This is a genomic window from Pseudomonas sp. GR 6-02 (assembly GCF_001655615.1).
GTDB lineage: Bacteria > Pseudomonadota > Gammaproteobacteria > Pseudomonadales > Pseudomonadaceae > Aquipseudomonas.
The window spans coordinates 1,033,718-1,047,843 of record NZ_CP011567.1; the positions used below are offsets into that span (position 1 = coordinate 1,033,718).

At 61.6% G+C, this 14,126-nt stretch carries 5 protein-coding genes; 3 read left to right on the plus strand and 2 right to left on the minus strand.

What is annotated here, in order from left to right:
- Positions 1-12 precede the first annotated feature (12 nt).
- A complete protein-coding gene (locus PGR6_RS04440) occupies positions 13-11,043 on the minus strand; it encodes a M10 family metallopeptidase (RefSeq protein WP_064616195.1) in 11,031 nt (3,676 codons plus the stop codon).
- 170 nt (positions 11,044-11,213) lie between these two features.
- Between PGR6_RS04440 and PGR6_RS04445 the strand changes: the two genes are divergently transcribed.
- Together PGR6_RS04445 and PGR6_RS04450 are read left to right on the plus strand one after the other, a co-directional pair.
- Complete coding sequence (locus tag PGR6_RS04445) at positions 11,214-11,903, plus strand: MBL fold metallo-hydrolase (RefSeq protein WP_064616196.1); 690 nt, start codon at positions 11,214-11,216, stop codon at positions 11,901-11,903.
- A 105-nt stretch (positions 11,904-12,008) separates the two neighbouring features.
- Positions 12,009-12,740, plus strand: a complete 732-nt coding sequence (locus PGR6_RS04450) for an OmpA family protein (protein ID WP_064616197.1) — start codon at positions 12,009-12,011, stop codon at positions 12,738-12,740.
- A 150-nt stretch (positions 12,741-12,890) separates the two neighbouring features.
- Here PGR6_RS04450 and PGR6_RS04455 read toward each other — a convergent pair whose 3' ends face one another.
- On the minus strand, positions 12,891-13,325 hold the full coding sequence (locus PGR6_RS04455) for a YhcB family protein (RefSeq protein WP_018930114.1): 435 nt from the start codon (positions 13,323-13,325) through the stop codon (positions 12,891-12,893).
- Between the two features lie 144 nt (positions 13,326-13,469).
- On the opposite strand from PGR6_RS04455, the gene PGR6_RS04460 reads away from it, so the two are divergent.
- Positions 13,470-14,114 (plus strand): alpha/beta hydrolase, encoded by a 645-nt coding sequence (locus tag PGR6_RS04460; RefSeq protein WP_019582363.1) that lies wholly within the window; start codon positions 13,470-13,472, stop codon positions 14,112-14,114.
- The last annotated feature ends 12 nt before the right edge of the window (positions 14,115-14,126 follow it).

Genomic DNA, 14,126 nt, shown 5'->3' on the forward strand with positions numbered 1-14,126 from the left:
TTCAAACCTTGGTCAAACTACCAAGTCCTTGGCACTGAAGGTATCGACGCCTACCAGTTGGATTGCGAAATCTGCATCCAGCCTGCCGTTGACGTTGCCGTACAACACATGATCCTCGAAACGCAGTTGTCCTGCTCCTGTGAACGCATTCGAGTCAATGAATGTAAAGGCGTTGAACGCAGTGGTGAGCATATTGGCATCGAGTTTTGACAGGTCGATCTTGTCGCCCTGTAGGCTGCTGAAGTCGGTGATGACGTCACTGTTTGCCCCTTTGCCCAGCTCACTGAGTAAATTGAAAACAAACCGGTCGGCACCAGAGCCGCCCGTCAGGATGTCTGTGCCCAGACCTCCTATCAGCAGGTCATTGCCCATACCACCATCAAGCAGGTCGTTGCCTGCTCCACCATTGAGCACATTGTTGCCACTGTTGCCGGTCAGCACGTTATTCAGGGCGTTGCCGACACCGGTGAGGTTGTCGCTGCCGGTGAGGGTGAGGTTTTCCAGGTTGGCACTCAGGGTCCAGCTCACCGAGGAACGTACGGTGTCGATTTCGCTCGCCAGGGTACTGGTCTCGGTGACCGCGTCCTGGAGGTTGTCGACGATATAAGTGTCGTTGCCAGTGCCGCCGATCATCAGGTCGGCGCCGGTTCCGCCATCCAGAACGTTATTGCCGCTGTTACCGGTCAGACGGTTGCCCAAGGAGTTGCCGGTGGCGTCGAGGTTGTCGCTGCCGGTGAGTGTCAGGTTCTCGAGGTTGCTACCCAGGGTGTAGCTGATCGACGACATGACCGTGTCGATTTCGACCAGCGAGGTGCCGCGTTCGATCACCGTGTCGCCGAGGTTGTCGACCACGTAGGTGTCGTTGCCAGCCCCGCCGTCCAGGGTATCAGCCCCGGCCTTGCCGTCGAGGAAGTTGGCGGCGGCGTTGCCGAGCAGGGTGTTGTTCAGGTCGTTGCCGATCACGGTGAAGGCACCGAGGCCGGTGACGGTGACATCTTCGACGTTCTGCAGGTTGCTTTGACTGAGGTCGACGGTGCTGCTGGCCAGGGTCGAGGTGTAGCTGATGTTCAGCAGGTCGTGGCCCTGGTCGGCGGTTTCCTGCAGCAGTGCCAGTTCACCAGCCTGGTCGAGGACATAGGTGTCGTTGCCGGCACCGCCGCTCATGGTGTCCAGGCCCGCGCCACCGTTGAGCACGTTGTTGCCGCTGTTGCCGGTCAGCACGTTGTTCAGGGTATTGCCGACGCCGTTGAGGTTGTCGCTGCCAGTCAGGGTGAGGTTTTCCAGGTTGGCACCCAGGGTCCAGCTGACCGAGGCGCGCACGGTGTCGATTTCAGATAGCAGGGTGCTGGTCTCGGTGACCACGTCCTTGAGGCTGTCGACGACGTAGGTGTCATTGCCGAAGCCGCCCATCATCACGTCGGCGCCGAGGCCACCGTCCAGCACGTTGTTGCCGCTGTTGCCGATCAGCACGTTGTTCAGGGCGTTGCCGGTGGCGTCGAGCTGGTCGCTGCCGGTGAGGGTCAGGTTCTCGAGGTTGCTGCCCAGGGTGTAGCTGATCGACGACAGCACCGTGTCGATCTCGGCCAGCGAGGTGCCGCGCTCGATTACCGTGTCGCCGAGGTTGTCGACCACGTAGGTGTCGTTGCCAGCCCCGCCGTCCAGGGTATCAGCCCCGGCCTTGCCGTCGAGGAAGTTGGCGGCGGCGTTGCCGGTGAGGCTGTTATCGAGTTCGTTGCCGGTGAGGTTCAACGCGGCGGTGCCGAGCAGCACGCCGTCTTCGACGTTGGCCGAGAGGGTGTAGCTCACCGCCGTGCGGATCAGGTCGTGGCCTTCGTCGGCGAGCTCAGTGACCTTGTCGGTGGCGTTGTCGATGACGTAGGTGTCGTCGCCGCTGCCGCCGCTGAGGGTGTCGGCGCCAGCGCCGCCATCCAGCCAGTCATTACCGGCCCCGCCTTGCAGGGTGTTGTTGTAGGCGTTGCCGAGCAGGGTGTTGTTCAGGTCGTTGCCGATCACGGTAAAGGCGCCGAGGCCGGTGACGGTGACATCTTCGACGTTCAGCAGGTTGCTTTGACTGAGGTCGACGGTGCTGCTGGCCAGGGTCGAGGTGTAGCTGATGTTCAGCAGGTCACGGCCCTGGTCGACGGTTTCCTGCAGCAGCGCCAGTTCGCCGGCCTGGTCGAGGATATAGGTGTCGTCGCCGGCGCCGCCGCTCATGGTGTCCAGGCCGGTCTGGCCGTTGAGGATGTTGTTGCCGCTGTTGCCGGTCAGCACGTTGTTCAGGGTATTGCCGACGCCGTTGAGGTTGTCGCTGCCAGTCAGGGTGAGGTTTTCCAGGTTGGCGCCCAGGGCCCAGCTCACCGAGGCGCGTACGGTGTCGATTTCGCTCGCCAGGGTGCTGGTTTCGGTGACCACGTCCTTGAGGTTGTCGACGACGTAGGTGTCATTGCCGAAGCCGCCAATCATCACGTCGGCGCCGCTTCCGCCCTCCAGCACGTTGTTGCCGCTGTTGCCGATCAGCACGTTGTTCAGGGCGTTGCCGGTGGCGTCGAGCTGGTCGCTGCCGGTGAGGGTCAGGTTCTCGAGGTTGCTGCCCAGGGTGTAGCTGATCGACGACAGCACCGTGTCGATCTCGGCCAGCGAGGTGCCGCGCTCGATTACCGTGTCGCCGAGGTTGTCGACCACGTAGGTGTCGTTGCCAGCCCCGCCGTCCAGGGTATCAGCCCCGGCCTTGCCGTCGAGGAAGTTGGCGGCGGCGTTGCCGGTGAGGCTGTTATCGAGTTCGTTGCCGGTGAGGTTCAACGCGGCGGTGCCGAGCAGCACGCCGTCTTCGACGTTGGCCGAGAGGGTGTAGCTCACCGTCGTGCGGATCAGGTCGCGGCCTTCGTCGGCGAGCTCAGTGACCTTGTCGGTGGCGTTGTCGATGACGTAGGTGTCGTCGCCGCTGCCGCCGCTGAGGGTGTCAGCGCCGGCGCCGCCATCCAGCCAGTCATTACCGGCCCCGCCTTGCAGGGTGTTGTTGTAGGCGTTGCCGAGCAGGGTGTTGTTCAGGTCGTTGCCGATCACGGTAAAGGCGCCGAGGCCGGTGACGGTGACATCTTCGACGTTCAGCAGGTTGCTTTGACTGAGGTCGACGGTGCTGCTGGCCAGGGTCGAGGTGTAGCTGATGTTCAGCAGGTCACGGCCCTGGTCGACGGTTTCCTGCAGCAGCGCCAGTTCGCCGGCCTGGTCGAGGATATAGGTGTCGTCGCCGGCGCCGCCGCTCATGGTGTCCAGGCCGGTCTGGCCGTTGAGGATGTTGTTGCCGCTGTTGCCGGTCAGCACGTTGTTCAGGGTATTGCCGACGCCGTTGAGGTTGTCGCTGCCAGTCAGGGTGAGGTTTTCCAGGTTGGCGCCCAGGGCCCAGCTCACCGAGGCGCGTACGGTGTCGATTTCGCTCGCCAGGGTGCTGGTTTCGGTGACCACGTCCTTGAGGTTGTCGACGACGTAGGTGTCATTGCCGAAGCCGCCAATCATCACGTCGGCGCCGCTTCCGCCCTCCAGCACGTTGTTGCCGCTGTTGCCGATCAGCACGTTGTTCAGGGCGTTGCCGGTGGCGTCGAGCTGGTCGCTGCCGGTGAGGGTCAGGTTCTCGAGGTTGCTGCCCAGGGTGTAGCTGATCGACGACAGCACCGTGTCGATCTCGGCCAGCGAGGTGCCGCGCTCGATTACCGTGTCGCCGAGGTTGTCGACCACGTAGGTGTCGTTGCCAGCCCCGCCGTCCAGGGTATCAGCCCCGGCCTTGCCGTCGAGGAAGTTGGCGGCGGCGTTGCCGGTGAGGCTGTTATCGAGTTCGTTGCCGGTGAGGTTCAACGCGGCGGTGCCGAGCAGCACGCCGTCTTCGACGTTGGCCGAGAGGGTGTAGCTCACCGTCGTGCGGATCAGGTCGCGGCCTTCGTCGGCGAGCTCAGTGACCTTGTCGGTGGCGTTGTCGATGACGTAGGTGTCGTCGCCGCTGCCGCCGCTGAGGGTGTCGGCGCCGGCGCCGCCATCCAGCCAGTCATTGCCGGCCCCGCCTTGCAGGGTGTTGTTGTAGGCGTTGCCGAGCAGGGTGTTGTTCAGGTCGTTGCCGATCACGGTGAAGTTGCCGAGGCCGGTGACGGTGACATCTTCGACGTTCTGCAGGTTGCTTTGACTGAGATCGACGGTGCTGCTGGCCAGGGTCGAGGTGTAGCTGATGTTCAGCAGGTCACGGCCCTGGTCGGCGGTTTCCTGCAGCAGTGCCAGTTCGCCGGCCTGGTCGAGGATATAGGTGTCGTCGCCGGCGCCGCCGATCAGCGTATCCAGCCCCGCGCCACCGTTGAGCACGTTGTTGCCACTGTTGCCGGTCAGCACGTTGTTCAGGGCATTGCCGACGCCGTTGAGGTTGTCGCTGCCGGTCAGGGTGAGGTTTTCCAGGTTGGCACCCAGGGCCCAGCTCACCGAGGCGCGTACGGTGTCGATTTCGCTCGCCAGGGTACTGGTCTCGGCGACCACGTCCTTGAGGTTGTCGACGACGTAGGTGTCATTGCCGAAGCCGCCAATCATCACGTCGGCGCCGAGGCCACCGTCCAGCACGTTGTTGCCGCTGTTGCCGATCAGCACGTTGTTCAGGACGTTGCCGGTACCGGTGAGGTTGTCGTTGCCGGTGAGGGTCAGGTTCTCGACGTTGCTGCCCAGGGTGTAGCTGATCGACGACAGCACCGTGTCGATCTCGGCCAGCGAGGTACCGCGTTCGATCACCGTGTCGCCAAGGTTGTCGACCACGTAGGTGTCGTTGCCGGCCCCACCGTCCAGGGTATCGGCGCCGGCCTTGCCATCGAGGAGGTTGGCGGCGGCGTTGCCGGTCAGGCTGTTATCGAGTTCGTTGCCGGCGAGGTTCAACGCGGCGGTGCCGAGCAGCACGCCGTCTTCGACGTTGGCCGAGAGGGTGTAGCTCACCGCCGTGCGGATCAGGTCGTGGCCTTCGTCGGCGAGTTCAGTGACCTTGTCGGTGGCGTTGTCGATGACGTAGGTGTCGTCGCCGCTGCCGCCGCTGAGGGTGTCGGCGCCGGCGCCGCCATCCAGCCAGTCATTGCCGGCCCCGCCTTGCAGGGTGTTGTTGTAGGCGTTGCCGAGCAGGGTGTTGTTCAGGTCGTTGCCGATCACGGTGAAGGCACCGAGGCCGGTGAGGGTGACATCTTCGACGTTCTGCAGGTTGCTTTGGCTGAGGTCGACGGTGCTGGTGGCCAGGGTCGAGGTGTAGCTGATGTACAGCAGGTCACGGCCTTGATCAGCATCATCCTGCAATAGCGCCAGTTCGCCGGCCTGGTCGAGGACATAGGTGTCGTCACCGGCGCCGCCGCTCATGGTGTCCAGGCCCGCACCACCGTTGAGCACGTTGTTGCCGCTGTTGCCGGTCAGCACGTTGTTCAGGGTATTGCCGACGCCGTTGAGGTTGTCGCTGCCAGTCAGGGTGAGGTTTTCCAGGTTGGCACCCAGGGTCCAGCTGACCGAGGCGCGCACGGTGTCGATTTCAGATAGCAGGGTGCTGGTCTCGGTGACCACGTCCTTGAGGCTGTCGACGACGTAGGTGTCATTGCCGAAGCCGCCCATCATCACGTCGGCGCCGAGGCCACCGTCCAGCACGTTGTTGCCGCTGTTGCCGATCAGCACGTTGTTCAGGGCGTTGCCGGTGGCGTCGAGCTGGTCGCTGCCGGTGAGGGTCAGGTTCTCGAGGTTGCTGCCCAGGGTGTAGCTGATCGACGACAGCACCGTGTCGATCTCGGCCAGCGAGGTGCCGCGCTCGATTACCGTGTCGCCGAGGTTGTCGACCACGTAGGTGTCGTTGCCAGCCCCGCCGTCCAGGGTATCAGCCCCGGCCTTGCCGTCGAGGAAGTTGGCGGCGGCGTTGCCGGTGAGGCTGTTATCGAGTTCGTTGCCGGTGAGGTTCAACGCGGCGGTGCCGAGCAGCACGCCGTCTTCGACGTTGGCCGAGAGGGTGTAGCTCACCGCCGTGCGGATCAGGTCGTGGCCTTCGTCGGCGAGCTCAGTGACCTTGTCGGTGGCGTTGTCGATGACGTAGGTGTCGTCGCCGCTGCCGCCGCTGAGGGTGTCGGCGCCAGCGCCGCCATCCAGCCAGTCATTACCGGCCCCGCCTTGCAGGGTGTTGTTGTAGGCGTTGCCGAGCAGGGTGTTGTTCAGGTCGTTGCCGATCACGGTAAAGGCGCCGAGGCCGGTGACGGTGACATCTTCGACGTTCAGCAGGTTGCTTTGACTGAGGTCGACGGTGCTGCTGGCCAGGGTCGAGGTGTAGCTGATGTTCAGCAGGTCACGGCCCTGGTCGACGGTTTCCTGCAGCAGCGCCAGTTCGCCGGCCTGGTCGAGGATATAGGTGTCGTCGCCGGCGCCGCCGCTCATGGTGTCCAGGCCGGTCTGGCCGTTGAGGATGTTGTTGCCGCTGTTGCCGGTCAGCACGTTGTTCAGGGTATTGCCGACGCCGTTGAGGTTGTCGCTGCCAGTCAGGGTGAGGTTTTCCAGGTTGGCGCCCAGGGCCCAGCTCACCGAGGCGCGTACGGTGTCGATTTCGCTCGCCAGGGTGCTGGTTTCGGTGACCACGTCCTTGAGGTTGTCGACGACGTAGGTGTCATTGCCGAAGCCGCCAATCATCACGTCGGCGCCGCTTCCGCCCTCCAGCACGTTGTTGCCGCTGTTGCCGATCAGCACGTTGTTCAGGACGTTGCCGGTACCGGTGAGGTTGTCGTTGCCGGTGAGGGTCAGGTTCTCGACGTTGCTGCCCAGGGTGTAGCTGATCGACGACAGCACCGTGTCGATCTCGGCCAGCGAGGTGCCGCGCTCGATTACCGTGTCGCCGAGGTTGTCGACCACGTAGGTGTCGTTGCCAGCCCCGCCGTCCAGGGTATCAGCCCCGGCCTTGCCGTCGAGGAAGTTGGCGGCGGCGTTGCCGGTGAGGCTGTTATCGAGTTCGTTGCCGGTGAGGTTCAACGCGGCGGTGCCGAGCAGCACGCCGTCTTCGACGTTGGCCGAGAGGGTGTAGCTCACCGTCGTGCGGATCAGGTCGCGGCCTTCGTCGGCGAGCTCAGTGACCTTGTCGGTGGCGTTGTCGATGACGTAGGTGTCGTCGCCGCTGCCGCCGCTGAGGGTGTCAGCGCCGGCGCCGCCATCCAGCCAGTCATTACCGGCCCCGCCTTGCAGGGTGTTGTTGTAGGCGTTGCCGAGCAGGGTGTTGTTCAGGTCGTTGCCGATCACGGTAAAGGCGCCGAGGCCGGTGACGGTGACATCTTCGACGTTCAGCAGGTTGCTTTGACTGAGGTCGACGGTGCTGCTGGCCAGGGTCGAGGTGTAGCTGATGTTCAGCAGGTCACGGCCCTGGTCGACGGTTTCCTGCAGCAGCGCCAGTTCGCCGGCCTGGTCGAGGATATAGGTGTCGTCGCCGGCGCCGCCGCTCATGGTGTCCAGGCCGGTCTGGCCGTTGAGGATGTTGTTGCCGCTGTTGCCGGTCAGCACGTTGTTCAGGGTATTGCCGACGCCGTTGAGGTTGTCGCTGCCAGTCAGGGTGAGGTTTTCCAGGTTGGCGCCCAGGGCCCAGCTCACCGAGGCGCGTACGGTGTCGATTTCGCTCGCCAGGGTGCTGGTTTCGGTGACCACGTCCTTGAGGTTGTCGACGACGTAGGTGTCATTGCCGAAGCCGCCAATCATCACGTCGGCGCCGCTTCCGCCCTCCAGCACGTTGTTGCCGCTGTTGCCGATCAGCACGTTGTTCAGGGCGTTGCCGGTGGCGTCGAGCTGGTCGCTGCCGGTGAGGGTCAGGTTCTCGAGGTTGCTGCCCAGGGTGTAGCTGATCGACGACAGCACCGTGTCGATCTCGGCCAGCGAGGTGCCGCGCTCGATTACCGTGTCGCCGAGGTTGTCGACCACGTAGGTGTCGTTGCCAGCCCCGCCGTCCAGGGTATCAGCCCCGGCCTTGCCGTCGAGGAAGTTGGCGGCGGCGTTGCCGGTGAGGCTGTTATCGAGTTCGTTGCCGGTGAGGTTCAACGCGGCGGTGCCGAGCAGCACGCCGTCTTCGACGTTGGCCGAGAGGGTGTAGCTCACCGTCGTGCGGATCAGGTCGCGGCCTTCGTCGGCGAGCTCAGTGACCTTGTCGGTGGCGTTGTCGATGACGTAGGTGTCGTCGCCGCTGCCGCCGCTGAGGGTGTCGGCGCCGGCGCCGCCATCCAGCCAGTCATTGCCGGCCCCGCCTTGCAGGGTGTTGTTGTAGGCGTTGCCGAGCAGGGTGTTGTTCAGGTCGTTGCCGATCACGGTGAAGTTGCCGAGGCCGGTGACGGTGACATCTTCGACGTTCTGCAGGTTGCTTTGACTGAGATCGACGGTGCTGCTGGCCAGGGTCGAGGTGTAGCTGATGTTCAGCAGGTCACGGCCCTGGTCGGCGGTTTCCTGCAGCAGTGCCAGTTCGCCGGCCTGGTCGAGGATATAGGTGTCGTCGCCGGCGCCGCCGATCAGCGTATCCAGCCCCGCGCCACCGTTGAGCACGTTGTTGCCACTGTTGCCGGTCAGCACGTTGTTCAGGGCATTGCCGACGCCGTTGAGGTTGTCGCTGCCGGTCAGGGTGAGGTTTTCCAGGTTGGCACCCAGGGTCCAGTTGACCGAGGCGCGCACGGTGTCGATATCCCACAGCGAGAGGCCGGTCTCAATGACCACGTCCTTGAGGTTGTCGACGATGTAGGTGTCGCTGCCGCGGTCGTCGATCATGACGTCGGCGCCAAGTCCTCCGTCCAGGGTGTTGTCGCCGTAGTTACCGACGATGCGGTTATTCAGGGCATTACCGGTAGCATTCAGGTCGTTGAAGTCGATAAGGGTCAGGTTCTCGACGTTGCTGCCCAGGGTGTAGCTGATCGACGACAGCACCGTGTCGATTTCGCTCAGCGAGGTACCGCGTTCGATCACTGTGTCGCCGACGTTATCGACGTAGTAGGTGTCGTTACCGGCACCGCCGTCGAGGGTGTCGGCCCCGCCCCGGCCGTCGAGGATATTGGCGGCGGCGTTGCCGGTCAGACGGTTGTCGAGCTTGTTGCCCGTGAGGCTCAGCGCTGCAGAACCGAGCAGCACAGCGTCTTCGACGTTGTCTTCCAAATAGTAACTTACTGCCGTCTGGATCAGGTCGTGGCCTTCGTCAGCCAGCTCGGTGACTTGTACACCATTGTTCAAGATGACATAGGTGTCATCGCCACTACCGCCAATGAGCTTGTCAGCCCCGGCCCAACCATCCAGCCAGTCGTTGCCGGCCCCGCCCAGCAGGGTGTTGTCGTAGTTGTTGCCGAGCAGGATGTTGTTCAGGTCGTTGCCGATCACGGTGAAGTTGCCGAGGCCGGTGACGGTGACATCTTCGACGTTTTGCAGGTTGCTTTGGCTGAGGTCGACGGTGCTGCTGGCCGGAGTCGAGGTGTAGTTGATGTACAGCAGGTCGTGGCCTTGATCAACGTCATCCTGCAATAGCGCCAGTTCGCCGGCCTGGTCGAGGACATAGGTGTCGTTGCCGGCGCCGCCGATCAGCGTGTCCAGGCCCGCGCCACCGTTGAGGATGTTGTTGCCGCTGTTGCCGGTCAGCACGTTGTTCAGGGCGTTGCCGACACCGGTGAGGTTGTCGCTGCCAGTCAGGGTGAGGTTTTCCAGGTTGGCACCCAGGGTCCAGTTCACCGAGGAACGCACGGTGTCGATTTCGCTCACCAGGGTACTGGTTTCGGTGACCGTGTCCTTGAGGTTGTCGACGATGTAGGTGTCGTTGCCGAAGCCGCCAATCATCACGTCGGCGCCGAGGCCACCGTCCAGCACGTTGTTGCCGCTGTTGCCGATCAGCACGTTGTTCAGGGCGTTGCCGGTGGCGTCGAGCTGGTCGCTGCCGGTGAGGGTCAGGTTCTCGAGGTTGCTGCCCAGGGTGTAGCTGATCGACGACATAACCGTGTCGATTTCGCTCAGCGAGGTGCTGGTTTCCACCACCACGTCACCCACGTTATCCACAACGTAAACGTCGTTGCCTGCACCGCCAATCATGACGTCTTGGCCGGCACCACCATCGAGAACGTTACCCAGCGCATTGCCGATAAGCTCATCGTTAAAAGCCGAACCGGTGGCATTTTCGATTTTGGTGCCAAAGGCGATCGCCAGCCCGTCATTGACCAGTTGCAGGTTCGGGATGTCGACGAATGCCTTGCCGATGTTGCTGAACTCACCCTCATTCAGGTTCAGTCTGACAGCCGCCTGCTGGTTGCTGGCATCGATCGTATCGTTTCCGCCGGCATCCCAGATGGTTTCGAATACTGATTGGTCGGGTGCCCAGCGATAGACGTTGTCACCGGTTTGCCAAAGCATGTTGGCGCCGTAAATTTTCTGGATAGCGAGAATATCCAGCAGCATCGGTGTCGTCGGCTGATAGGAGTACGCATTGTTGTAGCTCATGATCGTGTAATGCGTATCATCGAGCAGGGGCGAGATCAGCGTACTGTTGGATTGGCTCGACTCGAATGGATGTTTGAGGCCCAGGGCATGACCGATTTCATGCACGAACGTCATGAAGTCGTAAGTGCCTTTGACAGGGGTAGGGTTGTTCGTATCCGGGCTGATCCATACATCTCCGGCCAGCGGTGTCCGGTCGGGGAAGTAGGCCCAGGCAGCGGCGTCGTCGTCCATGTCCCAATAGCCGCCGAATCGCAAGTCGCCCACAGTGTTGATGTTGTCACTGACCAGAGTGAACTTGACGTTAGCCACGGCGCTCCAGGCGCCAAGCGCACCGGTCACGGCGTTTTGTTGAGCCGATGTCAGAGCGAAGCTGTTCAGGAATTCATTTTTTAAGCTGTATTTGGCAGAGAAATACGATTGGCCGGGGGTGACGAAACTATAGGTCAGCCTTGTCGCGAAGATGTCTGCGCCGAAGTCAGGGCTCAGCCAGGAGGTGCCATAGATCAGGCTGTCGACTTGTTGGTTACCGGTTAGAACAGATGGCTTTGTTAAAATGTAACCAAGAGGAGACGACATTCTAAATATCCTGAGAAGGCTGCGACCGTCCTGTATGTGGCCGCTACAAGGACGCGATTTTGCACCAGAGTCAGCGTCAATTGATATTACATGGCCACTATTTTTTTAATAATGGCGTCAAAAAACTGGCCAGTAAATCTGTGTCGACGTGCGCCAGTGAGTCTTGAGGAATGCGCGCTGGTATCCTGTTCGAAATCGACTTATCAGGGCCTCCCGTGAACGCTCCGACCCCCACCCTCATCCGCGAAACCTTCCCCGTCGGCCCTTTGCAGTGCAACTGCACAATCATCGGCGACCCCATCACTAAAAAAGCCATCGTCGTCGACCCAGGCGGCAATCACGAGCTGATCCTGGCGCGGCTCGACGCCCTGGGCCTGAAGGTGGTCAGCATCATTCACACCCACGCACACCTCGATCACTTCCTCGCCTCCGGTCAGTTGAAGGAGAAAACCGGCGCGACCCTGCACCTGCATAAAGAAGATCAATTTCTCTGGGACAACCTGGAGATGCAGTGCCAGATGTTCGGTGTGCCTTACACCCCGGTGCCATCGCCGGATCGCTGGTTGGCCGATGATGAAGAGTTGGCGTGCGGGTGTGGCGTGGCGTTGCACACGCCGGGTCATACGCCGGGTTCCATGAGCTTTTGGTTTTCAGAGGCTAAGCTGCTGATTGCCGGTGACACGCTGTTCAAGCGTGGGGTAGGGCGCACGGATTTGTGGGGTGGTGATCAGGCAACACTCGTGCGATCGATCAAGCAGCGGTTGTATACCCTCGACGAAGAGGCAACCGTGGTGTCCGGGCATGGCCCGGACACCTGTCTGGGCGATGAAATGCGCGGTAACCCCTTTGTAAGAGCTTGAAGGGCTCTGACGGAATTTTTGTCATTGCCAGTGATCCAACGCCCGCAAAGGTTCATTGCTTAAGTCCGTTGCACCACAGAATGCAAAAAAAGTAGGAGCTCCTCCATGTTCACCTCGCGTCGTTTGATCGTTGTCGCTACTGCAGTGGCTCTGTTGTCCGGTTGTGCATCGCCGAACCCTTATGACAACCAGGGTCAGGCCGATGGCAGCTCCACGGGCATGAGCAATACCGCCAAATACGGTGGCCTCGGCGCCCTGGCCGGTGCGCTGGCCGGTGCTGCCATCAGTCACGATAACCGTGGCAAGGGCGCGCTGATTGGCGCCGCCGTGGTGGGTGCTTCTGCTGCCGGTTACGGTTACTACGCCGACCAGCAAGAGAAAAAGCTGCGCGCCAGCATGGCCAACACCGGGGTTGAGGTGCAGCGCCAGGGCGATCAGATCAAGCTGATCATGCCGGGCAACATCACGTTCGCCACCGATTCGGCGAACATTGCCTCAAGCTTCTACCAGCCGCTGAACAACCTGGCGGGCTCGCTCAAGGAGTTCAACCAGAACCAGATCGAGATCGTCGGCTACACCGACAGCACCGGCAGCCGCCAGCACAACATGGACCTGTCCCAGCGTCGCGCCCAGAGCGTGGCGACTTACCTGACCTCACAGGGTGTCAGCGGCGCCAACCTGTCGGCACGTGGTGCCGGGCCGGATAACCCGATTGCCAGCAACGGTGATGCCAATGGCCGGGCACAGAACCGCCGCGTCGAGGTCAACCTGAAGGCGATTCCGGGCCAGCAATACGGCGGCCAGCAACAGCAAGGCACTGTCCAGCAGTACCCATGAGAGGCTGACCTCTCCCTGAAATGAAAATGCCCGATCCTTAAAGGATCGGGTATTTTTTTGTGTCGCTTGTTCAGGCGATGAAAACTTCAGAATAAAAAAGCCCTCGGACAATCACTCGTCCGAGGGCTTTTTGTGTCGCGCGAAACCTGATTACTTCTTCAGGCCGTAATGCTCATCGAGCATGCCCGGCGCGTTCGGGGCTTTGGGAGCGTAATCGCGAGGCGGTTCCTGATCGCGCGGTGGCGTCAGGCGTTCCCGTGGAGCCTGCACCGCGTCAGCGTGCAGGGCAGCCAGCAAGCGTTGGCGAGTCTGCTCGTCCAGGGCCAGACGGTTGGCACCCTCGGCGAGATGATCCTGCACTTCCTGATAGCTCTGAGTCAGTTTCTTGACCAGGGATGCAGTGCTGTTGAAGTGGGTGACCACTTCGTTCTGATACTTGTCAAAACGTTCCTGAATATCATCCAGCTGACGTTGCGTGCTGCTCGGAGCGGCATTCGGCACCAGGCGAGCGATCAGGAATCCAATGGCGACACCCACAACCAGGGCAAGAGTCGGCAACAACCAAACTAAGAGCGAGTGTTCCACGAGTCCTTCCTCTATAAACGGCTTTGCTTTACGTTAACGGCTCGAACCTGCGCTGTATACCGCGATTCACTCGCAATAGATTGGCACAGACAATTTGCTAGACGAGTCGACCCGATTCGAGGTCACGGAGTTCCTTCCTTGCTTATGCGCGAAACCCCTGTAGTGATTGATGGCCCGGTGGGTCAGTTGGAAGCCCTGTATCTGGAAAACATGAGCCCGGACAATGAGCAGCCCCGCGGCCTGGCGCTGATCTGCCATCCGAACCCGGTGCAGGGCGGCACGATGCTCAACAAAGTCGTCTCGACCCTGCAGCGCACCGCGCGGGACGCCGGTTTGATTACCTTGCGTTTCAACTACCGTGGCGTCGGTGCCAGTGAAGGCTCGCACGACATGGGCTCCGGCGAAGTCGACGATGCCCAGGCAGCGGCCGAGTGGCTGCGGGCCAAACATCCTGAATTACCTTTGACCCTGTTCGGCTTCTCCTTCGGCGGTTTTGTTGCAGCCAGTCTCGGCGGACGGCTGGAGGCCAAGGGTGAGCAGATCAAGCATCTGTTCATGGTCGCGCCTGCGGTCATGCGTCTGGGCGATCAGGATCAACTGCCGCACCAAGGTACATTGACCCTGATCCAGCCGGAAACCGACGAAGTGATCGATCCGCAACTCGTTTACGATTGGTCCGACGCACTCGATCGCCCCCATGAGCTGCTGAAAGTGGCAGAATGCGGACACTTTTTTCATGGCAAGCTGACCGATCTCAAGGATCTGATCCTGCCGCGTCTTTCGAATTGATTGCAGTCTGAC

Bases quoted from the DNA above. Each gene is read 5' to 3' on its own strand.
- PGR6_RS04440 (WP_064616195.1), bottom strand. From the start codon at position 11,043: ATGTCGTCTCCTCTTGGTTACATTTTAACAAAGCCATCTGTTCTAACC.
- PGR6_RS04450 (WP_064616197.1), top strand. From the start codon at position 12,009: ATGTTCACCTCGCGTCGTTTGATCGTTGTCGCTACTGCAGTGGCTCTG.
- PGR6_RS04460 (WP_019582363.1), top strand. From the start codon at position 13,470: ATGCGCGAAACCCCTGTAGTGATTGATGGCCCGGTGGGTCAGTTGGAA.
- PGR6_RS04445 (WP_064616196.1), top strand. From the start codon at position 11,214: ATGCGCGCTGGTATCCTGTTCGAAATCGACTTATCAGGGCCTCCCGTG.